26 protein-coding genes, 1 tRNA gene and 1 pseudogene are annotated in these 26,544 nt (G+C 62.2%); 11 read left to right on the forward strand and 17 right to left on the reverse strand.

The features are described from left to right. The 9 genes and pseudogenes from VMX79_08760 to VMX79_08800 form a co-directional block, all read right to left on the reverse strand. The coding region (locus tag VMX79_08760) for a hypothetical protein (GenBank protein HUV87190.1) at positions 1-674 on the reverse strand (674 nt) is incomplete at its 3' end. 424 nt (positions 675-1,098) lie between these two features. Next, positions 1,099-1,818, reverse strand: coding sequence for a hypothetical protein (locus VMX79_08765; GenBank protein ID HUV87191.1), 720 nt, complete (start codon positions 1,816-1,818; stop codon positions 1,099-1,101). A 188-nt stretch (positions 1,819-2,006) separates the two neighbouring features. Next, positions 2,007-2,747, reverse strand: coding sequence for a hypothetical protein (locus tag VMX79_08770; protein HUV87192.1), 741 nt, complete (start codon positions 2,745-2,747; stop codon positions 2,007-2,009). Positions 2,748-2,795: 48 nt separating this feature from the next. Continuing rightward, complete coding sequence (locus tag VMX79_08775; protein HUV87193.1) at positions 2,796-3,146, reverse strand: hypothetical protein; 351 nt, start codon at positions 3,144-3,146, stop codon at positions 2,796-2,798. Continuing rightward, positions 3,144-3,233, reverse strand: a pseudogene (locus tag VMX79_08780) (ATP-binding protein). The gene VMX79_08775 and the pseudogene VMX79_08780 overlap by 3 nt, the downstream one beginning before the upstream one ends. Positions 3,234-3,384: 151 nt before the next feature. Beyond that, positions 3,385-4,131, reverse strand: coding sequence for a hypothetical protein (locus tag VMX79_08785; GenBank protein HUV87194.1), 747 nt, complete (start codon positions 4,129-4,131; stop codon positions 3,385-3,387). A 491-nt stretch (positions 4,132-4,622) separates the two neighbouring features. After that, the gene (locus VMX79_08790) at positions 4,623-6,158 is read right to left on the reverse strand and encodes a YifB family Mg chelatase-like AAA ATPase (protein ID HUV87195.1); all 1,536 of its coding nucleotides are present in this window, start codon (positions 6,156-6,158) and stop codon (positions 4,623-4,625) included. Between the two features lie 21 nt (positions 6,159-6,179). Then, on the reverse strand, positions 6,180-7,100 hold the full coding sequence (locus VMX79_08795) for a hypothetical protein (GenBank protein ID HUV87196.1): 921 nt from the start codon (positions 7,098-7,100) through the stop codon (positions 6,180-6,182). A 60-nt stretch (positions 7,101-7,160) separates the two neighbouring features. After that, on the reverse strand, positions 7,161-8,126 hold the full coding sequence (locus VMX79_08800; protein ID HUV87197.1) for a PfkB family carbohydrate kinase: 966 nt from the start codon (positions 8,124-8,126) through the stop codon (positions 7,161-7,163). A 153-nt stretch (positions 8,127-8,279) separates the two neighbouring features. Here VMX79_08800 and VMX79_08805 point away from each other — a divergent pair, with 153 nt between their 5' ends. The 3 genes from VMX79_08805 to VMX79_08815 all read left to right on the forward strand — a co-directional run bounded on the left by VMX79_08805 (position 8,280) and on the right by VMX79_08815 (position 10,518). After that, entirely contained in the window at positions 8,280-8,660 is a 381-nt protein-coding gene (locus tag VMX79_08805) for a hypothetical protein (GenBank protein HUV87198.1), read from the forward strand. Continuing rightward, positions 8,657-9,406 (forward strand): hypothetical protein, encoded by a 750-nt coding sequence (locus VMX79_08810; protein ID HUV87199.1) that lies wholly within the window; start codon positions 8,657-8,659, stop codon positions 9,404-9,406. Before VMX79_08805 ends, VMX79_08810 begins: the two co-directional genes overlap by 4 nt. Before the next feature lie 146 nt (positions 9,407-9,552). Continuing rightward, a complete protein-coding gene (locus tag VMX79_08815; protein HUV87200.1) occupies positions 9,553-10,518 on the forward strand; it encodes a 6-bladed beta-propeller in 966 nt (321 codons plus the stop codon). A 72-nt stretch (positions 10,519-10,590) separates the two neighbouring features. Here the strand turns inward: VMX79_08815 and VMX79_08820 are convergent, their stop codons facing one another. After that, on the reverse strand, positions 10,591-11,262 hold the full coding sequence (locus VMX79_08820; GenBank protein HUV87201.1) for a hypothetical protein: 672 nt from the start codon (positions 11,260-11,262) through the stop codon (positions 10,591-10,593). Positions 11,263-11,552: 290 nt separating this feature from the next. On the opposite strand from VMX79_08820, the gene VMX79_08825 reads away from it, so the two are divergent. The 3 genes from VMX79_08825 (at position 11,553) to VMX79_08835 (ending at position 14,889) form a co-directional block, all read left to right on the forward strand. Further along, on the forward strand, positions 11,553-12,566 hold the full coding sequence (locus VMX79_08825) for a 6-bladed beta-propeller (protein ID HUV87202.1): 1,014 nt from the start codon (positions 11,553-11,555) through the stop codon (positions 12,564-12,566). A gap of 128 nt (positions 12,567-12,694) precedes the next feature. After that, positions 12,695-13,090: a FlgD immunoglobulin-like domain containing protein gene (locus VMX79_08830; GenBank protein HUV87203.1), complete on the forward strand. Its 396-nt coding sequence runs from the start codon at positions 12,695-12,697 to the stop codon at positions 13,088-13,090. Positions 13,091-13,122: 32 nt separating this feature from the next. Then, positions 13,123-14,889, forward strand: a complete 1,767-nt coding sequence (locus tag VMX79_08835; GenBank protein HUV87204.1) for a tetratricopeptide repeat protein — start codon at positions 13,123-13,125, stop codon at positions 14,887-14,889. A 170-nt stretch (positions 14,890-15,059) separates the two neighbouring features. On the opposite strand, the gene VMX79_08840 is transcribed toward VMX79_08835, so the two are convergent. The 4 genes from VMX79_08840 to VMX79_08855 all read right to left on the reverse strand — a co-directional run bounded on the left by VMX79_08840 (position 15,060) and on the right by VMX79_08855 (position 19,417). Beyond that, the gene (locus tag VMX79_08840; GenBank protein ID HUV87205.1) at positions 15,060-16,013 is read right to left on the reverse strand and encodes an SMP-30/gluconolactonase/LRE family protein; all 954 of its coding nucleotides are present in this window, start codon (positions 16,011-16,013) and stop codon (positions 15,060-15,062) included. Between the two features lie 107 nt (positions 16,014-16,120). Next, positions 16,121-17,071 carry a 6-bladed beta-propeller gene (locus VMX79_08845; GenBank protein HUV87206.1) on the reverse strand — a complete coding sequence of 317 codons (951 nt, stop codon included), beginning with the start codon at positions 17,069-17,071 and terminating at the stop codon, positions 16,121-16,123. Positions 17,072-17,102: 31 nt separating this feature from the next. Then, complete coding sequence (locus VMX79_08850) at positions 17,103-18,077, reverse strand: carbamate kinase (protein ID HUV87207.1); 975 nt, start codon at positions 18,075-18,077, stop codon at positions 17,103-17,105. Between the two features lie 23 nt (positions 18,078-18,100). Continuing rightward, positions 18,101-19,417 carry a cyclic 2,3-diphosphoglycerate synthase gene (locus VMX79_08855; GenBank protein ID HUV87208.1) on the reverse strand — a complete coding sequence of 439 codons (1,317 nt, stop codon included), beginning with the start codon at positions 19,415-19,417 and terminating at the stop codon, positions 18,101-18,103. Between the two features lie 206 nt (positions 19,418-19,623). Here VMX79_08855 and VMX79_08860 point away from each other — a divergent pair, with 206 nt between their 5' ends. From VMX79_08860 to VMX79_08870, 3 genes are all read left to right on the forward strand, one after another. Further along, on the forward strand, positions 19,624-21,435 hold the full coding sequence (locus VMX79_08860) for a hypothetical protein (protein HUV87209.1): 1,812 nt from the start codon (positions 19,624-19,626) through the stop codon (positions 21,433-21,435). 284 nt (positions 21,436-21,719) lie between these two features. Continuing rightward, the gene (locus tag VMX79_08865) at positions 21,720-22,166 is read left to right on the forward strand and encodes a helix-turn-helix transcriptional regulator (GenBank protein ID HUV87210.1); all 447 of its coding nucleotides are present in this window, start codon (positions 21,720-21,722) and stop codon (positions 22,164-22,166) included. Between the two features lie 45 nt (positions 22,167-22,211). After that, a complete protein-coding gene (locus VMX79_08870; GenBank protein ID HUV87211.1) occupies positions 22,212-22,715 on the forward strand; it encodes an ImmA/IrrE family metallo-endopeptidase in 504 nt (167 codons plus the stop codon). A gap of 64 nt (positions 22,716-22,779) precedes the next feature. Here the strand turns inward: VMX79_08870 and VMX79_08875 are convergent. Then, positions 22,780-22,864: transfer RNA gene (locus VMX79_08875), tRNA-Leu, on the reverse strand. A 539-nt stretch (positions 22,865-23,403) separates the two neighbouring features. On the opposite strand from VMX79_08875, the gene VMX79_08880 reads away from it, so the two are divergent. Next, entirely contained in the window at positions 23,404-23,943 is a 540-nt protein-coding gene (locus VMX79_08880) for a hypothetical protein (GenBank protein ID HUV87212.1), read from the forward strand. A gap of 260 nt (positions 23,944-24,203) precedes the next feature. Next, the gene (locus VMX79_08885; protein HUV87213.1) at positions 24,204-24,620 is read left to right on the forward strand and encodes a hypothetical protein; all 417 of its coding nucleotides are present in this window, start codon (positions 24,204-24,206) and stop codon (positions 24,618-24,620) included. A gap of 805 nt (positions 24,621-25,425) precedes the next feature. Here VMX79_08885 and VMX79_08890 read toward each other — a convergent pair. Together VMX79_08890 and VMX79_08895 are read right to left on the reverse strand one after the other, a co-directional pair. Then, on the reverse strand, positions 25,426-25,605 hold the full coding sequence (locus tag VMX79_08890; GenBank protein HUV87214.1) for a hypothetical protein: 180 nt from the start codon (positions 25,603-25,605) through the stop codon (positions 25,426-25,428). Positions 25,606-25,671: 66 nt separating this feature from the next. Beyond that, on the reverse strand, positions 25,672-26,208 hold the full coding sequence (locus VMX79_08895) for a DUF2703 domain-containing protein (protein HUV87215.1): 537 nt from the start codon (positions 26,206-26,208) through the stop codon (positions 25,672-25,674). Positions 26,209-26,544: the final 336 nt, after the last annotated feature.

The following is a 26,544-nucleotide window of genomic DNA, read 5'->3' on the forward strand; positions in this document are numbered from 1 at the left end:
CCGCCGTCGGCGAACCAGACGTGCTTGCCGTCCCACGCCACGCCGGTCGGCTGGCGGCCCTGTAAAAATATGGAATACACGACCGAGCCCGTGGTCGTCATCTGGTATATCAGGCCGCCGGCGCTGCTCGACTGCGCCAGCCACAAGTAGCCGCCGCCCCAGTCGATGTCTTTATTCAAGTAACCTTTGCCGTACGGCGCCTGGAAGGAGGAGACCACGGAGCCGGTCGTCGTCAACTCGTATACGTAATTCCAATAGTGGCTGCCGGCCGTGGAATACCAAAGATACTCGCCGTCGTACGTGACGCCGTAGCCGTGGGAGGGCGCGGCGAAGCTCGCGACGACGCTGCCGTCCCGATTCAGGCGATATATCCGGTCGCGCGGGACCGAAGGCCAGAAGGTGTACGCCCAATACACGACCCCCGTAAAATCTATTCCCACCGCGTACGGGGGGTCTTTGAGCGACGCTACCAGCGAGCCGGCGGTAGTGGTCTTCAGGACCTCGCACGGGCCGTTGAAGTTGGCGTGGTATACGTACCCGCCGCGGTAGTCGATGCCGTCGGTGCAGTCGTTGCAGGGCGACTCGAACGAGCGGATAATCGAACCGCCGGTGGCGGCGGCCGCGCTCGCCAGCACGGTTATCGACAACGCTATTGCCGGATATGGTTTCACCATAGGCTCTCACCGCCTTACACTTACTAGTTTCCTTTAATAATTATAGCACGCTAAGCCGCCGCCGTCAAAAGGAAGTGGCCTAAACCCTTGAATATCAATAATTTGGCGGAAAAAAATTTCGCCCAAATACGAAAAAGGGAGCCCGGCGGCTCCCCTTTAAGCGTCGGAGTAGCGTGTGCTACCTAAACAACGCCTTGACCTTGCCGAAGGACGCCGGCTCGACCTTTTCATACGATATTATAGAAATGAAAACCAAACCTCTCTCTCCGGTAAGCATTCTATTATATTACGCCCCGGATGTCTTCCCGTGAAAATCCCCCTCCTCGTCGCCGCCCGGCCCGAAGCCCCGCCCTTTTCCGAAATATGCGGTACTAAAAAAGGGAGCCGCGAGGGCTCCCTTTTCTCGAAATTTACCGTTCAGTTATTACCGGTAGATAGACTTTATCCTGCCGAGGGACTCGGGTAGAACCGACGTTATAACGGTGTCCATCTGGTATACGTACTTGCCGTTGTAGTCGCAATACCATACGTAGCTGCCGTCCCAGGCGCAACCCGAAGGCCGCCCCACGCCCGAGTACGATTCCACGACAGAACCGGTAGTCGTTAGGCGGAAAACGCCACCGCCCGAGCTGGGCCAGTTGGCGAGCCACAAGTTGCCGCGCGAATCCCAATCCAGGCCGCCGTTAAAACTACCCGGGCCCGCAAAGGACCTAATGACCGACCCGGCCGTAGTCAATTGCCAAACCATGTTCCCGCTGCGGGCCGACGAATACCAGAGATACGTACCGTTTGTGGTGATGCCGTAGCCCGCCGCCGGACCGGTGAACGATTGTAGAATGCTCCCGCTCGAGCTTAGGCGATAAATCATACTCGGCGAATAGGTGGAAACCCAAAAGTAAGAGCCGGTGAAATGGACGCCTATGCCGCTGGCGGGGCCGGTTATACTCCTGATGATGGAGCCCGTAGTCGTGGTTTGGTATATTACACCCGCGGGGTGGTTCATATGGTAGAGGTAGCCGCCTTGATAACACATCCCTATAGGGCTGGCGGCAGGCGACCGGAAGGAGGATATGATCGACCCGGCGCCGAAAGCCGTTCCCGCTACCAGAAATACACACGCTGTGGTCAAAGCCCATTTGCGCATTTCCAACCTCCTATGATTTAGATATCTATCCCTAAGTTCCTACTTCTACGAATAATACAACCCCGCGGGATTGCTGTCAACCTTTTCTTTCTAGCCATTTCCCAAGCAATTATTTCAACTCCGGGCGACCTGTAACAAAAGAAAAAGGGAGCCTCGCGGCTCCCTTATTAGCGGGTAGCTAACTCGCGCTACCTAAACAACGCCTTGACCTTGCCGAGGGACGCCGGCTCGACCGCGACCCCGCTTATAGTCATCCGGAAGCAGTACTTGGGGTTGGCCATGCTGCCGTACCAGACGTACGTGCCGTCGAAGGCGACGCCGTACGCCCGCCCCGCCGGCGCCTTGCATTGCCACACCACGGAGCCCGTGGTGGTGAGCCGGTAAACCGTCGAGTCGGCCGCGGCGGCATCGGCCAGCCACAGGTACCGGCCGTCCCAGTCCAGGCCGGCGGTATCGTCCGCCGGCGCCGCGAAGGACGCGACAACTGAGCCGACGGTGGTCATCCTGTAAACGTAGTTGGTCGTCGACGACGAAACCCACAGGTGCGTCGCGTCGCGGGTGATGCCGGTCGCGTTCGCCGGCGCCGGGAACGACGCCTCGACGCTCCCCGTCGTGTTTATCCTGTAAATGACGCCGGTGGCGGAATAGGTGCAGGTCCAGAAGTAATGTTGGCCGCCCTCGACGTCCCGGGTGTCCGCGGGACAGGGGAACGACTTCACCACCGAGCCGTCGGTGTTGGTAGCGTATATCGTGTTCGTCGTGTTCGAAACGTGATAGAGGCGCGTATGGTGCGTACTGTACGCCATCCCCCGGGGCACGCCCGAGGCGTGCGGCGAGCGGAACGACGCGACGACCGAGCCGCCGGTCGCGCCCGCGAAATTCGCCGCCCCCAGCGCAACGGTTACTACGATAATTAGCCTTATAGTCATTTCTTCTTACCCCCTTGTTTTACGATAACCGTTCCGGTTTACCTCGTCCTAGGACCACGCCTGGCGGTCGAGGGTGCGATACTGGATGGCCTCGGAGACGTGAGCCGCCGCCACGGCCTCCTCACCGGCCAGGTCGGCGATGGTCCGGGCGAGCTTGAGGACGCGGTGGTACGCCCGGGCCGTCAGGCCCAACTTCTCGATGGCGGTGCGTATCAGATTCTCCCCCTCCTTATCCGGCATACACCACCGCTCGACGTCGCGCGTCGTCATTTGCGCGTTGCCGTAAATACGCTGGCCGGCGAAGCGGCGCCGTTGAACGTCGCGGGCGTCGTTCACGCGAGCCCGTATCGCCGCGGAAGGCTCGCCCCGCCGCTCGTCGGTCAGCTCCTTGTAGCGCACCGCCGGGACTTCGAGGTGGATGTCGACGCGGTCCAGCAGCGGCCCGGATATCCGGCTGAGGTACGTCTGGACCTGGTGCCTCGAGCAGCGGCGGGGCCGAGGGTCGTCGGTAAACTACCAAACCGGATCAACGAGGGAACCGAACCGAAAAGCCGTCTCCGCTTAGCGCGGAAGAACGTAAGGAGGTACGGTTTGGATGACCAACAACTAGTCTCGGCCCCCACCGTGTACGGAGGTACTAACGGAAAAGGGCCTTGACCTTACCCAGCGATGTAGGCGTTACCCCGGAGCCGGTGGTGGTGAATTGCAGGATGGAATGTAGGGGCGCGTTGAAGCCTACCCAGACGTAGGTACCGTCGAAGGCACAGCCCGAGGGGTAACCGTAACTGGAGACCGAGAACGAATCCACCGTAGAACCGGTGAGCGTGCACTTCCGGACGATACGTGCGGAATCTACGATCCACAGGTACCCGGTCGCGTCGTACGCGACGTCGTTAGGGTCGAAGCTCAGCGTGTACGAGGCGTATACAGAACCGTTCGTGGGGTGCATGAGGTAAAGGCGCGGTGCCGTCCCGGAATCCGTATGATATATATACGAAGCACTGCGGAAAGCGACGCCGTAGGGATACGTGCTGGGTACCGAGAACGAGTGGTAAATGGAGCCCGAGTTGAAGCCTACCTGGTAGATCATGCGGGGGTCGTGGCTCGCGACCCAATAAAAACCGGTGCTCCCTATTACGCCCGCGGCGACGCCCATCGTATCCGTGGTCGGCGAAGTATGCGAGCGCACGATGGACCCGGTGGTAGTCGTACGCCAACACATATCGGGCGTATTCGTGCCGATATACAAGTTGGCCGCCCGATATCCTACGCCGTTCGGGAAATCACCGGGAGCGTGGAACGAGGACACCAGGCTACCGAAGGCGTACGCCTGTACCGCTATAGCGACCAAAAGAGCCGCGGTTACGAATAATGCCGTCTTCATGTCGTACCTCCTTTACTCCGTGGTTAAGTGAAACGTTTTACTTCTCGGCTTCGCCCCCCGCACTCCCGGCCGGCAGCAGGGGACGTCCAGGACCCTACCAACGAATTACCAGCGTGTCAAGAAAAAAATTTTGTCCTTTTCTTTTAGCGAAGTAGCTTTATGAGGGAGCCGAATTTCACCGTTACCAAACGGCGGTAACGGTGCGGTGCCGCCCTCCGCACGGGGGGTTAAGCTAAATGAAAAACTACAAGCTAACTAACCTCGCTATCGTGGCGGCCGGTATCGAAGACCGACGCCAGGTCGACGCGCCAGGGCTCGACGTCGCCGTCGCCGGCCAGGAACTCCGCCTATCGTCATTTGGAAACAGTACTTGGGCGCGCTTATGCTGCTGCAGCGGACGTAGGTCCCGTCCCAGGCGACGCCTACGAGATTAAGAACCACGTTTCTTCCTGCAACCTATTATTGGGATAACCGTTCCGGTTTACCTCGTCTTAGGACCACGCCTGGCGGTCGAGGGTGCGGTACTGGATGGCCTCCGAGACGTGGCCCGCCGCCAGCGCCTCGTCGCCGGCGAGGTCCGCGATGGTGCGCGCGAGCTTGAGGACGCGATGGTACGCCCGCGCCGTCAGGCCCAGCTTCTCTATGGCGGTGCGTATCAAGTTCTCGCCCTCGTCGTCGGGCCGGCACCAGCGTTCGACTTCGCGCGTCGTCATCTGCGCGTTGCAGTGGATGTTCCGGCCCGCGAAGCGCCGCCGCTGGACCTCCCGCGCGCGGTTGACGCGCTCCCTTATCAGCGCCGAAGGTTCGCCCCGCCGCTCGTCGGTCAGCTCCTTGTAGCGCACCGCCGGGACTTCGAGGTGGATGTCGATGCGGTCCAGCAGCGGCCCCGATATGCGGTTGAGGTAGTTTGCGATTTGGTGGTGCGAGCAGCGGCACCGCCGCGACGGCGAGCCCAGCCAACCGCACGGGCACGGGTTCATCGCCGCCGCCAGCATGAAGCGCGACGGGAACGACAGCGACATCTTGGCCCGCGATATCGTGACGACGCCGTCCTCCAGCGGCTGGCGCAGGACTTCCAGCGCGGGCCGCCGAAACTCGGGCAGCTCGTCCAGGAATAGTACGCCGTTGTGCGCCAGCGAGACCTCCCCCGGCCGGGGGATGGAGCCGCCTCCCACCAACCCCGCCTCGGACACGGTGTGGTGCGGCGAGCGGAACGGCCGGGCCGCGACCAGCGCCCGCTCCTTGGGCAGCAAGCCCGCGACGGAGTGGACCTTCGTCGTCTCGAGCGCCTCCTCCAGCGACATATCCGGTATTATCGTCGGGAGGCGCTTCGCGAGCATGGTCTTGCCGGAGCCGGGCGGCCCGAGCATCAGGACGTTGTGGCCCCCGGCCGCGGCCACCTCCAACGCGCGCTTGGCGTGCTCCTGGCCCTTGACGTCCGCGAAGTCGGCCACGTACACCCGGGCGGTGTCGAAAGTCGCACCCAGGTCCACCCGCCGCGGCGCTACGTCGCCGTCGCCGGCCAGGAACTCCGCCGCTTCCTTGAGCGACTCGACCGGTATGACGTCGACGCCCTCCACCACCGCGGCCTCGTTGGCGTTGGCCGCCGGGACCACCACGCCGCGGCACCCCAAATCACGGGCGCACACCGCGACCGGCAGCGCCCCCCGCACCGGCCTGACCGCGCCGTCCAGCGCCAGCTCCCCCACCACCAGGTAGTCGCCGTCGCGGGCGAACTCCAGCTTCTCGTCGGCGGCGAGCATCCCCAGCGCGATGGGCAGGTCGAAGGAGGGGCCCTCTTTGCGGATGTCGGCGGGCGCGAGGTTCACGGTCCACTTCCTCCAGCCCACGGGGAGGCCCGAGTTCTTGAGCGCGGCCTGGACGCGGTCGCGGGACTCTTTGACCGCGGCGTCCGGCAGGCCGACGACGGCGAAGAGGTTCTGGACGCCGCGGCCCGCGTCCACCTCCACCTCCACTTTATAAGCGTCGATGCCTAACAGGCCCGCTGAAATGACTTTGGCGTGCATCCTCTCCCACCGAAAGGTCCGTCAAAAAGTCTCGCCGACGTAGTCGGCTATTTCCGGCGAGCGCCAATACGCGGAATGGACCGCCGGGAAATTCGCGCGTAAGTCGACGCACCGGTCGACGACGACGCGCTCGCCGTCCACCTTCTCGTATAAAAACGCCACCGGGTACGCGACGAGGTCGTCGTCGTCCCAGAAGTTCACCCAGCGCGGGTTGCCCAGGCCCTCGTCGGCGTTTAAGCCGACGACCGCGGCGTTCATCCTCTCGCGGCGGAGAATTTTCTCTATCAGCGCCTCCGAGCGGAAGATGAAGGGGGCGACGGGCGCACCCAGCGTGTAAAACCGGCGTACGCGGAGCCTCTTGCGGCGCGCCAGCCGGCGGGTCTTGTTAAACGTCAGGCCGAAGAGCGGCTGCGCGCCCCACCCGAAGAGGCGATACAGAAAGTCGTGCGCAATTACGGCGCCGGCGCTGTGGGCGATGAAGGTCAGCGATATTCTCGGAGAGCCGCCGTCGCCGCTCCTCTTCAAATCGCGTATCTCGCCGGTGAGGTGCGCGAAGACATTATCGCGTACGGCGCGGCCGCCTTCCTTGGATATATAGTAAAACATATCGGCGAAGCCGTAAAGGAAAGCCTCCCGGGCGCCGTCGGTGAAGCGGCGGAGCGGGTTGAGCTTAAGGCCGCGGCGCTTAGCCGTCAGCGTCAGCGCCTCCCGGGCGACGAGCCGCTCCGCCTCGGCCAGGTACTTATCCTTCCCCAGCGACGCCTCCCACCCCCACTCCACCATTATGGGCTGCGCGTCGATGACCTTTTTACCGCGCGCCGCCAGCGCCTCGTTCACGAGGCGCAGGAAAGCGAAGTAGCTCGAGGTATGGGAGGCGGGCTCACGCTCGGACGTGATGCCGTGGATGAAGACCGGGACCTCGAGCCAATCTTGTTCCGCCATGCCGTACCTCAGCGTCCTTTACGGGCCGAGATGAGTACGATTAAGGCCATTACCTGCCGGTTATCCGTCGTTCAACCCTCGTCTAAAACCGCCACCCGCGTCCTTAAGAAACGCCGTCGCTTCGTCGAAGGTCGGGATGCCGGCGCGGCCGCCCAGCCGGCGGCACTTCATCGCCGCCACCGCCGAGGCGAAGGTCATGCAGGTTCGGAAGTCCCAACCCTTGAGGACGGCGACGTCCAGCGCGCCGTGGAAGACGTCGCCCGCGCCGGTGGTATCGACCACCGGGTCCACCGGAAAGGCCGGGACCTCGAAGAACTCCTCGCCGTCCAGGCCGGCGGCGCCCTGCTCGCCTAGCGTCACGCCGGTGTAGGAGGGGCCCGTCTCGAGCAGGGCGCGGCACGCCGCCTCCCAGTCGCGGTGGCCGAACATCTTCTCGGCGAAGGCGCGGCTCACGACGGCGACGTCGGCTCGAGCCAGCATCTCGAGCGAGCCCTCCTTGACGGAGCCGGCGTCGTAGACCACCGCGCCCCCCGCCATCTTACACTCGTCGGCGAAGCAGATGGCCGCGTCCATATCGTAGCCGTCGACGTGGAGGATTTTGCCTTTGCGGGACATTTCGTGGCGGAGGCGGTCGCACGTCGCGTCGGCGAGCTCGCCCCGGCCCGAGACGACGGTGCGCTTCCCGGTCGCCTTATCCACGAGCACGAGGGAGATCTGCGATTGCGTGTGCGGATGCACGACTTCGCCGCGCAGGTCGACGCCGGCGCGCCTGAACTCGTCTATTATGAACTCGCCGGCGAAGTCGTCGCCCACCTGGCCGGCGAACGCGGCCTTAAAACCCATCCGCGCCACGACGGCAAGGGCCGTCCCGACCGGGCCGCCGCCGTGGCGGTCCATCTCCAGCGCGTGGATTTTCTCGTCCAGCGCCGGCAGCCGCTCCACGACGGCGACGACGTCCATCGCCGCGCAGCCCATTCCGACCACGTCGAATTCCTTGTCGCGGGGCGGCGTCCACGGAAGCCTCATCCAAACACCCCTTTAGTTGTTGCGCATTATAATAGAACGGGGGCCGAGGCACAAGGCCGGAGTAAGGCCAAAATATCTTTTGACACCGTTCGGCCCCGGTGGTAAAATTAGGTATATACCAAAAAGAGCTAATAGTGAGAAAGGCGGCACCCCATGTTTAAATTAAAAAAAGCCTTGGCGTACGGCGCGGTAGTTTCGCTGGTCGCGGGCGGCTTTATTGCGACGGGAGCGCCCGCGGCCTTGGCCTCCACCGGCCCCGTCCAACCGGAAGAAGAACCCTCGGAAGGTATCGGCGTTCCCATCTTCGGCCTAATAGCCATCGCCGGCATCGCGACCGTCGCGATATGGCAAGGCATCAACGACGCTAAAAAGAAGAAACAAACCCAGCTCGAGAAAGAACAAGAGTTAAAAGAGCAGGAAGAGTTCGAGGAATACTTCGACTTCGGGCCGGCGGAACCCGACGCCGCGGGAACGCCGAACCCCGATAGTAGCGCGGCCCCGGTGGAATCGGCGGCCGCCGCAACCGACGAATGAAAAAAGGCTCGGGTAAATTAGCCCTCGCTTACGCCGCGGCGTTCGCGTCGGCGTTGGCGGCGGGTTGCGGCACAAGCCCAAGCGCCCCCGAAGTACATAAGCGGACCTCGTACTTCGACGTCGTCCGGCGCTTCGAAACGCCGAACAAGGGGCTGGTCGATATCGCGTACGCCGAAGGACATATCTGGGTGGCGGACGAAGAGGGCGCCGGCACGGTCTACAAGCTCGACCCGGGCGACGGCTCGGTCCTCTCTTCCGTGACGCCGGGTTACGGCCCGCCCGGGGCCTTATGCACGGACGGGACGTACCTCTACGTCGCGTGCGCCGAGACCGGCGAGGTATACCGGCATGCGCTCGAGCCGCGGCTGACGGAGCTCACGCATTTCCCCACCGGCCTCGCCGACGTCCGCGGTATGTACTTCCACGCCGGGAACTTCTACCTCTTCGACCAGGCGACGCGCGGCGTATACGAGTTCGACGCGGGATGGAAAGCCGGGCGCTTTTGGCGCACCGGGACGGCGGAAGAAATTATAAGGGGAATGACGAGGGCCGACGACCGCGTCTGGTCCGCCGACTGGCGTAACGGGTGGCTCAACCGGCATCGCGAAACGGGCTTCGACGTCGACCGTAAGTTCTGTACCCCCGGGTGGCATCCCGCGGGGCTCGCCTGGGACGGCGCCTACCTCTTCTTGGGGGATACCGGCGCGCGGCGGATATACAAGTTGGACCTCAAGCTCCGGGAATGAAACACCGATGACCTCTTCTGTCCCGAACCCGGAGGGTTACGCGATTAATGCGGCCGCGGCCGGGTATTCGTCGACATAAAACGCGTTCGCGGTAAAATATACGACCCACAAGAACCGCCGAAAGGCTCAACCAGGGAGAAAGGCCGATGAAACGTTTAGCGACGTTAGGATGTGTATCGTTATTATTATTGACGGCAACGGCCTTGGGCGATTGGCTGTATAAAGGCCAGTGGGGAACGCGCGGTTCAGGCGCCGGCGAATTCCAAATCCCTTTCGGCGTCGCGTGCTCGAGCCTCGGGTTCGTGTACGTTGCGGATTCCACGAACAACCGCATCCAGTATTTTTCGGAAAACGGTTCTTACCGGGGTTCTTGGGGCACGCCCGGGTCCGGCAGCGGCCAATTCGTCGAACCGGTGGGCGTCGCGGTGGCTCCTGATACCAACGTATACGTGACGGACCGACGCAACCACCGCGTGCAGTACTTTACGGCTACCGGCTCCTACATCGGGAGATGGGGCTCGTCGGGCTCCGGGAACGGCTACTTCAACTACCCGGGAGGAATCGCCGTCGCGTCCGACGGCAGGGTGTACGTCGCCGACACCAACAACCACCGCATCCAGTACTTTACCGCCGCCGGCTCCTACCTCGGCCTATGGGGTACATGGGGAACCGGCGCGAGCGAATTTGCCAACCCCACAGGCGTAGCGGTTGCCCCCGATACCAACATCTACGTGGCCGACACCTTCAACGACCGCGTCCAATACTTCAACCGCAGCGGCGACTTCCTCGGTAAATGGGGAAGGAAAGGGTCGGGAGAGGGCGAATTCGATAGGCCCTTGAGCGTTACGGTCGCGGCCAACGGCTTCGTCTTCGTAGTCGACAGCGGCAATAATCGCGTCCAATACTTCACCCCCGACGGCAAAAAGGTCGGCGGCGAATGGGGCAAGTTTGGAAACGGGAACGGCGAGTTTAACAGCCCGGCCGATATATCCATATCGGCCGCCTGGGCCTACGTCTCCGACCGGAACAACGACCGCGTCCAATATTTCGAGGATACGGAATACGCCGTCCACCCCGCCTCCTTGGGGCGGGTCAAAGCCCTGTTCGAATGAGAACGCCGTCCCCACGACGTAAAAAGGCGGCCTTTGAGGCCGCCTAATTTTTCGGTTTAAAACGTCTCGTTTTTAGAAAGCCGGTGCTTGGTGCTCCTTTACTTCGTAACCGGTAAGTTCGTACTTCACCGAGCGCCAATCGATTATTTCGAACGGGTCGACCCGGTATTGCTTGAAATCGTTTTCGTAGTATACCAGGCCCACTTTTTCGGCGTAGAGTTCGCGCCACGTCTCGGGTTTAAACTCGTTGCCGTTGTCGTACGAATACTCGCGGCATTTAAAGCTGTCTTTACGCACCGGCGCCTTGATATCGACGTCGCGGCGGTACTCGAGCGGGAAATCGGCGACCAGGCCCGTCTGCGACCACTCGCCAACCTCCATAACGTCCGCCGCTAAAAAAGCCCACCCTACGCGCTCGAGGTAACACGTTTCCTCGTAGGGGGCCGCTACGATTTCCTCCGGAGGGTAACCCTCTTTAGTTACCGTTATAACGTACGCGTCCCGGAAACCCTCGTAATCTTTTTTGATTTCCTTTATTTCCAGCGTCAATTTATACTCGTCCCGGGGGCTGAACATACTCTCCACGGTAACCTTATATTCCCACCGGTTGCCCAAGTCCGTCGGCATGTAGAAGCAGTAATGGTCGGCCGGGGGCGGAATCGGCGTACCGCCGTCGTCACACCTCAAAGTAATTACCGATAAAAGCGCTAAAGACAGCGCTAACGCTACTATTCTAGTACGCATTCCGGGTACCTCCTCTTCAACTCAGCAACATTCTAAATAACCCGTCGCAAATTGTCAACATATATTTATCGTAACGCCGCGCCGCCGAAAAAGGCGTCGCCGCGGCCCGCGTGCCTCCCTTAACCCGTACCGCGGTTACCAACCGTGCGCTTCCGCGAACGTCCCCGGGCGACCGCGTTCGCCTCCCGCGCCGGGCGCGCGGCCCTTTTTCGTTGACAAACGGCCTTTTTTTATTAGAATAAGGCCGTAGTAGAAAGGATGCAACTACTGCCTCTCGGACAGGAGGAAAAATGATGAAACGTTACGTTTCACTCTTAGTTATCGCGTCAACGATAGTGCTAACCGCAGCCTTCGCCGCCTACGAATACGAAGGTTACTTCGGCTCATTCGGTAAAGGCGACGGCCTATTCTTTTACCCAAGCGGCGTAACCGCCGAAGCGGGATACGAAGGGAACTTCTACGTCGCCGACACCAACAACCACCGCATCCAGTACTTCCAGGTCTCGAGCACGGGTTCTACCGCCTCCTTCGTACGCGAGTGGGGTTCCTTCGGCTCGGAGAAAAGGCAGTTCAATTATCCCAGCGGGATAGCGCTCGCGGGCGATATCGGTTACGTATATGTAGCCGACCGGTCCAACCACCGCATCCAGTACTTTGACAAGAACGGTTCTTTTTTGGGGATGTGGGGTTCGTACGGGTCCACCAAGGGGCTATTTAAAAACCCCTGCGGCGTGGCGGTAACGGCCGACGGTTACGTATACGTCGCCGACACCTCCAACGACCGCATACAGTACTTTACGGCCAACGGGTCCTTCCTCGGCCAATGGGGTAAGGCCGGCGCCGGCAACGGCGAATTTCGGGACCCCAGAGGGGTAGCCGCGGCCTCCAGCGCCCGCATCTACGTCGCCGACACGGGCAACAACCGGATTCAATACTTCACCCGAAGAGGTTCCTTCATAGGGGCATGGGGTAGACTGGGTAGCCCGCCGTCCGGATTCGATTTCCCGGCGGGCGTCGCCTGCTCGCCGGACAACATCGGCCACGTCTTCGTCGCGGATACCAAGAACGACGTCGTCCAGCAATTCGACGGGGTCGGTTCGTTTATCGGTTCATGGGGAAGAACCGGGACGGCCGTGAGCTCGTTTAATTACCCGCTCGGTATTGCGGTTGCGGGCTGGTACAAGTATCCCGGCCACCGCGTCTTCGTGGCCGACGCCCACAACAACCGCATACAGTGGTTCAAACGGGACGAAATCGCCGTAACCCCCGCGTCGTTGGGGCGCGTTAAAGCGCTGTTCCGCTAACGCCGTTCGCGCGAACTCGAGCCGCCCTGGCGGGCGGCTTTTTAACCGGCTCTCGCGCGCGAGCTCGAGCGGCGGAGGACTTCAAAAAAATATTGATAACGGCGCACACTTATGGTAGCTTCGCTAACGTGAAATTTAGCAAGTTTTTCTTATTGTACTCTTCCCTACTCGCCGCGGCGTTTGGCGTCGGCGGCGCCGCCGCCGGCGATTACGATTTAAACCTCCATACTTACCCGAACCCGTTCCTCGCCGGCTACCTTTACGACAATAAGGTATACGTCCAAGTCGCGTTCAATGTCCCCTCCGGCGGGACGGCCTCTATTTATATATACGACTTCGAAGGGAACCGCGTACGCACGTTAGTCGAAGGCATTAAGAAATCGCCCGGAGAGCGCGAGGAAGAATGGGACGGCCGCGGCGATAACGACAATTTGGTGGCGCCCGGGCCGTACGTTATCGTCCTCGAGCTCACTATCCAAGGCGAGTTGTACCGCGACACCTTCGTCGCCGTAGCCCATAGGTAAAACGCCCGCCGTCTTCTAAAAACGCACGCCCCATGCCGCTAGTCTTAAAAAACCTCCGGATAGCTTTAACGTTGGCTTGCTGTGCCGCGGGGGCCGCCGGCGCCGCCAACCGCCTGGCCTTCGCCGACGCGCGAGCTGAAGCGCTGGCAAAAGGGCCGGCGCTCGCAGCAGGCTTTTACTCGTTGGGAACGAACCCGGCCACGCTCGTCGACCTCCCGTCGCTGCAATTCGGTTTTACCCACAAGGCCCTCGCCGCGCCCCACAGTTCGTCGGAGATAGTCGGCGGCGGCGTCCCGCTGGGTAAATACGGCACTTTCGCCGGCGGGTTCGGGACCGTCCTGGTAAACGACGTCGAGCAGTACGACGTCAATAATGACCCCCTCGGTACTTTTCTATACCACGACGACCGCCTGTCCCTGGCCTACGCCGTCCGCGCGTTCCGTTGGCTGGCGGTAGGCGCCACGCTCAACTACGACCGCCACAAAGCCGACCCCGTAGGCGATTACGACTACCAGACGCTCGGCGGCGACGTCGGTACGTACGTCCGGACGCCCGAGGTCGGCGGCGGGCCGTTTACGCTGGGGGTCTCGGCCGAAAACCTGCTCGCCGCGTCGAGGGCAACCGTCACCGGCGATTACCGCGAGCCGTTGCGCGTAAACTTGGGCGCCGCGTGGGCGCGTTACTTCGGAGACCACCGCTTGACGCTCGCCGTCTCGGGCCCGGCCGAAGAGCCGGTCGACATAGGCGTCGGCGTCGAGGTGTTAATTTCGTCGATGTTCGCCGCGCGGGGCGGCGTCCTGGGCTCGCGGCCCGAACGGGGCTCCACCACCGTCCATCCCAACGGCGGCCTCGGCTTCAACACCGATTTGTTCTCTTTCGACTACTGCTACCTCAACCGCGAACTGGGCGGTTACCACTACCTGTCGTTTTCGGTGAACCCGGGCCGGGAATCCCGCACGTCGGAGGAAAAACGCCGCCAGCTCGAAGAATGGCTCGCCGAAGGGTTGGCCTATTTCGACGCCGGCAACTACGAGCGGGCGGCCCAACGCTTCGCCGCGGTCTTGAATTGGGACCCGGGCAACGAAATCGCCCGCGAACACCGCGTTAAGGCCGAGTACTACGTAAATCTCGCCGAGGGCGACAAGTACCTCAAAACCCAGGATTGGAAACAGGCTCGCCGCGCCTTCGACAGCGCCTTAGTTCTGGTGCCCGACGACTTTTTGGCCACCGAATACCTCGAGCGGGTGGACAAACTCGAAGCCGAAGAGGCGGCCCGCGTAGCGGAAGAAAAACGCGTCGCCGAAAAACTCTCCCAGGCCCAAGCGACGAACGACCGCGGCGCCTACCTCGAAGCGATTCAATTATGCGAAGAAATCCTCGCGGCCTACCCGGATAACGAGGAGGCCGCGGACCTCCTCGAAAACGCCCGGCGCCTCCTGGCCGTTCGGATAGCCAAGCTCCCCCCGGAGGAACAACCCGAGGTCGGAACCGAGCCCGAGGTGAAGACGTCCTTAATCCCGGCCGAAGCGGTGAAGCGCTATCGCCAAGGGAACGCGCTGCTCTCGCAGGGCGCCCTGGGCCAGGCGATCACGGTACTCGCCGACGTCGTAAACGAATACCCGACGTACGGCGCGGCGCGCGCCAAATTGGCCGAGGCGTACCTCTACCAAGGGCTCGACCTTTACTCGAAGGGGTCGTCGCTGGCGGCGCTCAAAGCCTGGAAGCGCGCCCTCGCTATTGACCCCACAAACGCGAAAGCTAAACGTTACATCGCCAAAGTCGAGGCCGAGGTCAAATAGGCGGCGCAACCTTCGCCCGGCCGCCTACGTACAAGCATATACGAGCTCGCCTCAAAGGGAAATAAACAACCCGGGCCGACGGCCCGGGTTTTTATTATACTCCAAGTCGAGACCTTCGCGCCGGGGCTCCGGCGGAGACGCGCCCCCGCGCGGCAACGCCCGGGTACGCGTCACTTAAAGTACTGCACCCGGTGGTTGGCGGAATCCGCGACGTAAAACAAACCGCTGGGCGACACGGCCGTCCCCCTCGCCCGGTTGAACTCGCCGTTGCCGGACCCTTTAGTACCCCACTTGCCCAGGAAAGCGCCTCCCTCCGCGAAAAATTGTACGCGGTAGCTCTCGGAGACGTAGACGGACCCGTCCGGCGGAATGGTTACACTACGGGGATACTTGAACTGGCGGTCGCCCTCGCCCTCCGTACCCCACTTGCCCCGGAAGAAGCGCATGTCGTTCGAGAAATACTGGATGCGGTGGTTGTAACAATCGGCGACGTATACGGTGCCGCCGGGCGCAAGCGCCACGTCGCTGGGAGAATCGAAGAAACCGTCGTCGCTGCCCGGATTAGGAAAACCCCTGCCCCCCAGGAAATCACCCGTCGGCGAGAAGAACTGTATCCGGTGATTGCCGGTGTCCGTTACGTAAACCCTACCGTCGTCGCTTACGGCGACGCCGTCGGGGAACCTGAATTCGCCGAATTTTTCGCCGAAAGAGCCCCACTTGCCGAGGAAGCTCCCGCTCGAGGTGAAGTACTGCACCCGGGAGAGAGACCCATCGGCTACGTAAACCTTGCCGTCCGGCGCGACGGCGATGCCGCTCGGCTCCGCGAATTCGCCGTTCGCGTTGCCGCTGCCGCCCCACTTGCCCAGAAAGGAGCCCGAGGCCGTGAAGTACTGAACGCGATGGTTGCCAGGGTCCGTGACGTACACCGTCCCGTCGGCCGCCACCGCGACGTCGTGGGGTTCTTCGAATTCGCCGTTACCGGAACCTTCGGTTCCCCACTTACCGACGAACTGGGGCCCCGTCGGCTCGGGTTCGGTGGGGGTATCTTCGCAGGCCGCGGCAATTATCGCGGCCGCGGTTATTGCCAAAGCGCCGGAAATACGCCAAATTATATCGCGTCTCATCTTCTCCACTCCTTGTTATCCGCGCTAAACGTTAACACGTCGGGGGTACCGGCGCAACTATTTCTAAGGCGGCCCGAAGCCTTCGCTTGCACCCGCCTGCGCCGGCCCTACCGATAATACGCCACCCGGTCGTTGCCGCGGTCCACGACGTAGACGGTCCCGTCGCGAGCCGCGGTGACCCCGCCCGGGCCGTAGAACTGGCGGTCGTTCGTCCCCCGGCCGCCCCATTTGCCCAGGAAATCTCCCTTGGGCGAGAATACCTGAACGCGGTCGTTGGCGGTGTCGGTAACGTAGACGCGACCGCCGGGCTCGACGGCGACGCCGCTGGGCCGCCGGAACTCGCCCGGGCCTAACCCTTCCGCGCCCCATCCGCCTAGCGGGGCGCCGGCGGCGGTGAAGAACTGTATGCGGTCGTTGCCGGCGTCGGCCACGTAGACGACGTTACCGCCCGGCGCGAACGCCAGGTACGTCGCGCCCACCAGGCCGCCGCCTTCGGGGCCGGTCCATTTCCCCAAAAAACTTCCCGTGGGTGTGAAGTATTGGACGCGGCCCGTCTCCCCCGCCTCGACGACGTATACGTTCCCGTTAGGCGCGGCGGCAATCCCGGTGGGGGTGTCGAACCGGCCGTCGCCGCCGCCGGCCTTGCCCCATTTGCCGAGGAAATTCCCGTCAGCCGTAAAATATTGTACGCGGTGGTTGTGGCTGTCGGCCACGTAGACGGTACCGTCGCTCGCCGCGGCCAGACCCCACGGATGCTGGAACTCGCCGTCGCCGTCGCCGTATTCGCCCCAGCGGCCCAGGAAACTCCCCGCCGCGGTGAAATACTGGACGTCGTGGCGCGAAAAATCGGCGACGTATACGGTCCCGCCCGGCGCCACCGCGGCGCCGGTGGGCGCCAGGAACTCGCCGTCGCCGGTACCCTCGGTACCCCACAGGCCGAGGAACCGGGGCGGCTCCCACGCCGGCTCCTCCGTCGGCGTCTCCTCGCACGCGCACGGGAGAAACGCGGCCGCGGCGCCGAAGGCCGCGCACGTAAACAACCACCTGGCCGTCTTCACTCCGTCACCCCCTGGGGACCGACAGGCAAGCTTACGGTACGAACCTCGTCCCCGCTTCGCCCCGCAGCGCGGCCGGCACGAGCTCGGGCGTGGTGACGACGCCCAGTTCGCCGCCGCCCGCAAGAAAGGCGATGATAGCCGCCACCTTGGGCCGCATCGAACCCTCGCCGAAGTGCCCTTCGTCCAAATACCTTTTCGCCTCGGCCGAAGTTACGACGTCGAGCGCTTGCTGCCCCGGCTTGTTGAAGTCCAAGAATACTTGCTCAACCGAGGTTGCCGATACGAAAACCCGGGCGTCCAGGTCGCGGGCCAGGACCGCGGAGGCCAGGTCCTTGTCCACTACGGCGTCGACGCCCTCCAGCCGGCCGTCCTCTTCGTAGTACACCGGTATGCCGCCGCCGCCGCAGGCAATAACGACGTCGCCGTCTTTGAGTAGCGCGCGGATTACCTCTATTTCGACGATGGCCAGGGGCGTGGGCGACGGTACGACGCGCCGCCAACCGCGGCCCGCGTCCTCTTTCAGAACTACGCCCTTGTCGGCCATTCGCTGTTCCGCCGTCGCCCGGTCGAAGAACGGGCCTATGGGTTTGGTAAAGCGCCGCAGCCGGTCGTCGTCGCGCGCCACGGCGACCTGCGTCAGGACCGTAACGACGTCGCGGCCTATGCCGCCGAGGATGAGGCGGTTCTTGAGCGACTGCTGAAACATGTATCCCATCTGGCCCTGGCTGTCGGCGACCAGAACGCCCAGCGGCAGCTCCGGGACTTCGCCCCGCGCGGCCTCCGCCATCAACAAGAGGTCCCCCACCTGGGGGCCGTTGCCGTGGGTTAAAACGAGCGGCGCCCCCGCGGCGATGAGCGGCACGAGCGGCTCGAGCGACGCCCGGGTGTTGGCGAACTGCTCGTATATGTCGCCGCGCTGGCCCTTCTTAATGACGGCGTTCCCCCCCAGCGCCACCACCGTCGGGCCGCGGCAAGCCAACTCGTAACCGTCAAACGCCTTAGCCATTACGCGACGCCGCCCCTCCGCGGTTAAAGATGGAACCTTTCGCGGACAACGTCATCCAACGTCGGTTTGCCCACGACCTTCAACTCGTACCGAACGCGGACGACGGGTTTGTCGGTTTTTATCAACCGGCCCAGGTCTATGGGCGTGCCGGCGACGACAACGTCGGCGGGCGTAGCGTTTATAGTAGCCTCCAGGTCCGCCACCATGTCGTCGCCGTAACCCATCGCGGGTACCAGCGGGCCAATATGAGGGTAGTCCTCAAACGTCTTCTTCAACGAGCCGACGAGGTAAGGCCGCGGGTCGACCAGCTCCGCCGCGGCCGCCCGCTTCGCCGCGACCACCGCCGCGCCGAAGGACATCCCGCCGTGGGTCAGCGTCGGCCCGTCCTCGACGCACAGGACCTTCTTGCCGGCGATGGCGGCGGGGTCGTCCACCGTGACCGGCGACTCGGCCTCGACGACGACGGCGCCCGGGTTAACCGCGGCCACGTTGCGCCTCACGACTTTCACGTCCTCGGCCTTCGCGGAATCTACCTTGTTTATCACGACGACGTCGGCCATACGCAAGTTGGCCTCGCCGGGGTAATATTTCATTTCGTCCCCGGCCCGGAGCGGGTCGGCGACGACGATATGCAGGTCGGCGACGTAGAACGGCGTATCGTTGTTGCCGCCGTCCCACAACACGAAGTCGGCCTCGGCCTCCGCCGCCCGCAGGATCTTCTCGTAGTCGATGCCGGCGAAAACGACGTTGCCTCGCGCCAGGTGGGGCTCGTACTCCTCGCGCTCTTCGATGGTGCAATCCGCGGCGTCGAGGTCCTCGTAACCGGCAAAGCGCTGGACCGCTTGCCGGGCGAGGTCGCCGTACGGCATGGGGTGGCGTATCACGGCCACGCGCTTCCCCGCCCCGGTCAGGATTTCCGCGATGCGGCGCGTCGTCTGGCTCTTACCGGCGCCGGTTCGCACGGCGCATACCGCGACCACGGGCTTCGACGATTTCAGCGCCGCGTGCCGCCAACCCATTAATACGAAGTCCGCCCCCTTCGCATTTGCCAGCGCCGCGCGGTGCATAACGTATTCGTACGAAACGTCGCTATAGGCGAAGACGACGCGCTCGACGGCCTTGTCTTCGATTAATCCCGGTAAATCCTTCTCCGGCACGATGGGAATACCGCGGGGATAAAGGGGGCCCGCGAGCTCGGGCGGGTACGCCCGCCCCGCGATATCGGGAATCTGCGTCGCCGTAAAAGCGACCACGTCGTATTGTTCGTTATCCCGGAAGAAGACGTTGAAATTGTGGAAGTCGCGCCCCGCGGCGCCCATAATTACCGTCGCGATCGCCATAACTCGAGCCTCCTGAAATGAAGAAGACGAAGGGAACATCTTATAACATCGGGCCGACGGCGGGGCAAGCCAAATCCGCCCCGGCACCGGGGGCCGTCGCGTGCGAGAGCGAGTCGCTAAAAAGACGCGGGGAAAGAAAAGGTGAAGCGAACGAGCCCTTTTCGCCGTTGAGTAAACCGGCGTAACGTGCTATTTTAACGGCGACGATGTGCGCAAAAGGTTGGCTCGGGCTCGCGGCGGCCGTACTGGCGGCGTTCGCGAACGCCGGCGGCGCGTACCTGGAGGCCGTACGGGGGACCGACGGCGCCGGCCGGACCGTCGACGACGTTATCGCCGGCAAACCCGCGGTCGTACTCCTCACGTCGCCGCGCGCCGCTAAGGTGGGCGGCGAGTTGCAGCTCCTGCGTACGCTGGCCGAAGAGCTGGGCGACGCGGTAGCGGTGTGCGCGGCGATTTACGGCGAAGACCAGGGTACTTTGGCCAAATTACGCCAAGGCATGCCTTTCCCCGTCGTCGGGGCCGAGGGCGACCCTCCGCCCGAAGTCCTCGGCGACGAGGGTACGCTCCCCATGGTCCTACTTACGACCGCCAAGGGCAACGTCGTCAGGCGGTTCGCCGAAGTCCCGGGCCCGCTGACGGTGGCCGAAGTACTGCGGGTGCGCTACGACCCCGGGCCACCGGGGAGGGCCAAAGCGGGCGAGCTTTTGCCCGACCTCACCCTGCCGGCCTCCGACGGCAAATTCTATAACCTCCGCCGGTTGAGCCTGAAGAAACGTAAAACCCTCGTCTTCATATTCGACCCTAATGAAGAAGCGTCCCGGGCGGCCTTGGCGCCGCTGCAACACCTCGCCGACGATGTGGGCGACGAGCTCGAGGTCGTCCCGGTAATTATAGGAGCTTCGTCGGGTGCGGCGGCTAAGCTGGCGGAAGCGGATTACATAGATATACCGATCCTGGTCGCCGGGCCGCTCGCCGTCCGCCGCCTGGCCAGCGACCTCGAGCCGCCGGTATTGGTAGTTACGGAAGAAGGAGGGGTCATACTCGGCGTAAAAGAAAAGGCCGCGGTGCCGACGCGCGACGACGTAGCGGCCGAGGAATCCGGGCCGGCTGCGGAAGGGGAGCCGGTGGAGCTCGTCGTAAAGCGCGTGGGCAGGCTAACGGAGGGGTTACGGAGCGGCGCCGTCCCCGTGGCCTGCCTCGACGGCACGGGTCGCTACGTCATCTTTTCGGGCCGCTTCGGCGAAGACGAAGTTGACCACCTCTACGAAATAACGACCGCGGGTAAAAAACTACGAAAAGTTTCGTACGCGGCCGCGCCGGACGTCGCGCCGGCCTGCTCGCCGGACGGCGTTCACATCGCTTTCGTCTCGGGCCGGAGCGGCGGGAATGAAATCTGGACCTGCGAACGCACCCACGGCGAATTCACACAGATGACCAAAAGCGGCGGGGCGTACGCCGCGGCCGCTTTCTCCCTTAACGGCTACCAGCTCGTTGCCTCGCGCAAAGCCAAAACCGGCGACGGTGAAAACTTCGACCTGTGGACGATGACGGCTCGAGGACGCTGGGAAAGGCCGGTCGCCGAGACCTTCTACGACGAAATAGAACCGGCCTTCGGCGCCGGAGGCGAAAGCGTCTTCTTCGCCTCGAGCCGGTACGGCAACTGGGACGTCTTTTCGTCCGACCTCAAGGGGGGCAAACTGCGGCGCCTTACCGACCCCGACGCGGAAGACCGGATGCCGGCGCCGTCGCCCGGCGGGGACTACGTCGTGTACGCGAGCAGGGTTGGGGAGGGGCCGTACAAATTGTGGGCCATGAACGTCGACGGCTCGAGCAAGGTACGCCTTACTTCGGGCCCGGGCGACGACCTCCACCCCCGTTTCTCCCGCGCCGGCGACGCCCTCACCTTCGTATCGAATCGCAGCGGCTCGTTCGAGGTACACAAAATGACGTTCGAGCCGGCGCCCGACTACGAGCTACCGCGGCCGGGAAGGCCGCTCATCCGCGCCGCAACACCCTAACGAACCGGGGCACGCCGCCGTCGCCGCGTGCGAGCCGGCGGACGGCGTTAGTCGCGAAAGAAATCGCCGCCGAGGCCTGGCGGCCCGCTTCTTTCCGAAACGAACGTACGCGCCCCAAAAAACCGGCGGCGGCAAGCGGCGGCTCGCGGGATTCTATAAATACATCGTAAAAAAATAATTGACATATTACGTTCTATCTAATAAAATCCAGCGTTAAAAAACTTTTTGTTATAAACCCACAAACTTACAGCGTAGTTACGTAACCGGAAGGGCGTAAAAGAATTATGCACGATGACTACGATTTTTCGCGCGTGCTCCGGGAGATACTGGCTCGACGGGGCTTGAGCGCCGGCGACCTCGCCCGGGCCACCAATTTGTCGCGCCAGGCGATCTACCAAATTTTGAACGGTAAAACGCGCACCCCCAAACGTTCCACCCTCGACAAAATGGCCGCCTTCCTGGACGTACCGCCGGGCCAACTCCTCCGCGGCGAGCTGCCCGAGGATACCCCCGAGTTCCTCCGGCCCGACGAGGATATCCTCGCCCAGATCCCGGACGTAGTCGGCCGCGAGCTCGAGGCCGTAATCGAGCGCGAAATGCCGGACCGCACGCCGCTGTCGCTCGACGGGCCCTCTTCCAAAGCGCGCCAAGACATCCTGAAGATGAAGCTCTACCTTATCCTCAAAAAGAGGAAACTCGGCGCTCCGGAAGAAGGAAGCACTTCGCCGTAACGAAAACTGACGCGTCCTGTCAGGGGTCATCCGTATAATAGCGGCGTGCGAAGGTCCGAGCTCGCAGCCGCGTCGCTATGGCGAGCGACCTGTCCCGACGGGTGGCGCGTCGAACCGGTGGACCTCAGCGCCGTCGCCGCGTACGTAGGCGTCGAAATATTGACGTGGCGCCCGGCCGAGGAGGGCCTTAACGGCGCGCTGATACGGAGCGCGAAGACGATTTTCGTAAACGCCGCGCTCGTCAGGCCGCGGATGCGCTTCGCCGCGGCGCACGAATTAGGCCACTACGTCCTCGGCCACGAGGGCGACTTCTTTTGCCCCTTCCACCAGCACGCCGCGCTGGAACGCGAGGTCAACCGCTTCGCCGCGGCGCTCCTGATGCCGAAGGCCGTAGTGAAAACGCTCTGGCTTAAGCTGAGCGAGCTCACGCCCGCCGCAAAAATATCGGCGCTGGCCAACCGGCTCGAGGTATCGCGCCAGGCGCTGGGCTACCGCCTCCGGGCGGTGGGTATCGCCGGCGGCCCGGCGGCCGGCCGTCAGCGGATTTAGCGAACGTCCCGGGCGACCGTAACAGGTAACCGCCCCGCGGCGAAAGCGGGGCGGTTTTGGTGTGTGCCGGAGGCGGGAATCGAACCCGCACGGAGCAAAGCTCCGAGGGATTTTGAGTCCCTTGCGTCTACCTGTTTCACCACTCCGGCTCGAGGGGGATTAATATAGCAGAGTTGCGCGCCGGCGGCAAGGGGAAAGGGCGGCGGCGGCGGCAAGCTCCTCCATCTCGGCAAGCTTCCCATCAACACCAGCGTCCAGGGATACTACTACGTCGTGCACCCGGAGGTTCGCGAGGACCCGCGGCTGAGCGTGCCGTACCCCGAGTGGACGCTGCGGGCCGCGGCCACGTTCTTTTTGCCGGGGATATAAGGCCGGCGAGGCCGCCGCGCGAACGGGTGCTGTAGGGGCGCGCCGCTGTGCGCCCGTACAAATACCTGTCCCGGGCCGACCTTCGCGTCGGCCCTTTTTTCCGCGAGGCGTGACCGGCCGGTAGGGGCGCAAGGCCTTGCGCCCCCGCGCGGGCCTGCCACCGCGGGCGGAATTTTCCCAACGGCGAAAATCGGCACTTGATTAAAAGGCGGCCTTATTTAATAATGGCGTGCGACCGGTTTTACGGCCTCGACGGGACCGGCGCACCGAGCGGCGTGAGGGCCCCGGCAAACGTAATATTTACCAAGGAGCGTTGTCTATGAGACGGACGTTGTTAACGTGGGCGGTCGCGCTGGCGGCGGTGGCGGCCGTCGGGCAGGCCGGAGCCGGCGGCTACCGGAACTTCGTCTCGCTCACCGGCGGCGTAAACGAAATTTGGAATCCCCTGCTCGACGCCGTATTCGCGATTTTTGGACAGGATTCCGAGATCGGCTACGGCGGCTCGCTCGGCTTCGGGACGCGGCTGGGTCGCGACTCGCGGTTCGTCCTCTTCGCGGCCTACGGCCTCGACCAGCTCGAGTTGAAGGACGAAACGTCGGGAGCGGACACTACTTTCGCGACCATGCATCAGATCCGCGCCAACATTCGGTATTATATAGGCCCGGTGAGCGAGGGCCCGGCGGCGTACGTGGGCCTCGGCCCCGACTTGATGTTCAACGCCGAAGACGTGGGCGTCAACGTTAACCTGAGCCTGGGCGGCGACTTCCCGGTGGGCCACGGCTGGTCGATACTGGCCGACGCGACGGTCGACGCCGCCGTCGTCTACGGCCAGATAGGCCTCGCGTACTGGTTCGAGTAGCGGTGGCCGCGCGTTACGCCACCGACATGGCCAATAACCGCATCCAATACTTCGAGGATACAGAACACGCCGTCGCCCCCGCTTCCCTCGGCCGCGTGAAGGCGTTGTTTAGGTAGGGTCGTAGTTTAAATAGTCGAAATGCATTACGGAGACCGGCGGGCGCCCGGGGTTCCGTCCGGCGCTGGTTTATTCTTACCCTAATGCCGCGCCGGCCTCCCTCGGCCGCGTTTTGGCTGTAAAAGCCGATAGGAGGAATTAAGATGAAAAGGATAGCAATATTATTAATAACGGTTGCTCTGTTTAGTACAATAGCGCGAGCCGATACTCAGGTCTTAGAAAAACCTAGCTATTTGCTTAAAATAACTATTTCCGATGCATTTAACGGGAATGATGTATTATCCGGGACTATAATCACATTAAGATGCCACACGTGTAGTAAGGAAATTTTGATCGAGGAGACTGATGAAGAATTATATTACTTAATAAAAGCTAATTCGGTGACATTACGCCATATTGGTCATACGGTCGAGGTGCGCTTAAATAGATCAGATTATATGCCGGGAGATTATTTAATAGAATCATTTAGTACTACACCGATGGAAATTAAAGCGAGGTTGTATCCCCACTCGAAAGAAGGTTTGTTGGAGTGGATGAAAAATAGAAAACAGCCTAAATAATATCAGCGTAAGAAACCGTTCATCTTTATTTATATTTAAACTCGTAACGCGTTCGCGGGGTGAGCCCGAAGGGGCGTTGATCTCTAATTATTTTTTTCCGTCCTTCGGGTTTGTTAGTCGCGATCCCGGAGCGCAACATACTTGCGTTACTCGACCGGACGCCGGGCTCACTCATCGGTATGTACGCCGGGCCCGGGTCGCGGCCTACGGGGTATTATGTTTTCGCGCATATGTAGGTAGCCGACGCGGTAACCCATACCATAGATGAAGACTACGTCCCGATTATTACAGTTATTCGAGAGCCGGTGGGCTTTTGTAGCTTAGCATTTACCGCGCCCCCTTACGACATGCAATTATACATCATAGACGGCGCGACAGATCGTTATTATTACGCGCGGGCTTCAGAAACAAACGTCGAGCTCGCCAACCTCGGCCGCGTGAAGGCGTTTTTCAGGTAACGGCGTACCTCCAAAGGAACGCCCGGTTCGCGCCGGGCGTTTTTTGTGTTAATTTTGTGTTAAAATTCCACCGCTTCGATATTATTTACCATCAATAACCGTTAATTCCCCGCCACCGTAATTCCCTGAAAATAAAAGCGGTTGCGCCGTAAAGGCCTGCAACCGCTTAACTTAGTAAATCCCCGGTAATCAGATTTTGAGTCCCTTGCGTCTCCCAATTCCACCACTCCGGCGCGAGGGATAATATAGCAGAGTTGAGGGGCGGGGGCAAGGCGAGAAGGCCCGGCCCGCTTACTATCCGCCCGCGAAACGAAAACGCGCCCTCGTCGGGCGCGCTTTTTCGCGTACTATACGCCGAGAAATTTTAGCAGGCCGTAGACCACGAACGCCGGCCATACCAGCGCCTTCAAGAAGCCGAGGACCCCCATCCAGAAGCCGGTGGCCTGGCCGATGAAGTAGACCGCGGCGCCGATAAGGCCCAGTACATATATGCACCCGGCCGTTCCGCCGTCGGAAACTTTCGCCATAATAAATCTCTCCTTTCGATAGCTTATGCTATAACGTCTTGAGTAGGGATGCCGGCGCGGTGACGCTCACGGGGAAGGACAACACCCCTCGCCCCGCGGCGGCCCCGCCAAAGCGGACGCGGCCGCCAAACCCGCCTTTACAACCAACGCCGCCGGGACCGACTCGTGTTCCTCGCCGTCCACGACTACGGTCCGGCACTCCTCGTCGCCGCAAACGTCGCAACAGACGCTCGCGCCGCTTCGGCCGCCGAGCCAATCTTCCATTAACCGGCCGTTGAGCCAAATGCGGTTGGACGCCGCCGGCGCGTCCTTGAACGCCTCGAGCGTCAACTCCTCTTTTTGGAATACGACCGCTATCCCCAAAGGCTCGAGCGCCGCCTCGAGTTGGCCGACGGCCTTCTCCAACTCTTCTTCGGTCGCGCTGCAGCGGGGGCAGGTCTCGCCGCCTTCGACGAGTCGCTCCCAGGTGATCGTCAACGTCGGCGCAGCGGGTCCGCAACAACTATCGACCATAGTTTTCGCTCCTTCGTCGTCCGCGGCGGCGATTAGGGTGAAGATAGCCGCAACGAAACATAAGGCCGCGATTAACTTCCGTACGTTCATAAAAAGCGGCTCCTCTAACCTGCTTTCTTGCCGGGGCCATTTTGGGCGTTTATTCCGTGCCACGCCAACCGCGAACAACCGCTAACTACCGGGCCCTTCCGGCGCGACGAACAATATAACAGCGTCCGGCGGCGGCGGCAAGGGGGAAAGGTACGGCGACCGGCGGCGCCAGAGTAACTTGAACCGGCCGCATAGCTATGCGATAATCTAGACGTACGAAGGTTCAATAAAACCGCGAGAGGAGGTAATCATGTTCCAAAGCCAGAAAGACGGGACCGTGTCCTTGACGGTTTCTCCCTTCCTTAAAATCGTCCTCGCCGTGATCGCCGCGGCCCT

Source organism: bacterium, from assembly GCA_035529855.1.
GTDB lineage: Bacteria > RBG-13-66-14 > B26-G2 > WVWN01 > WVWN01 > WVWN01.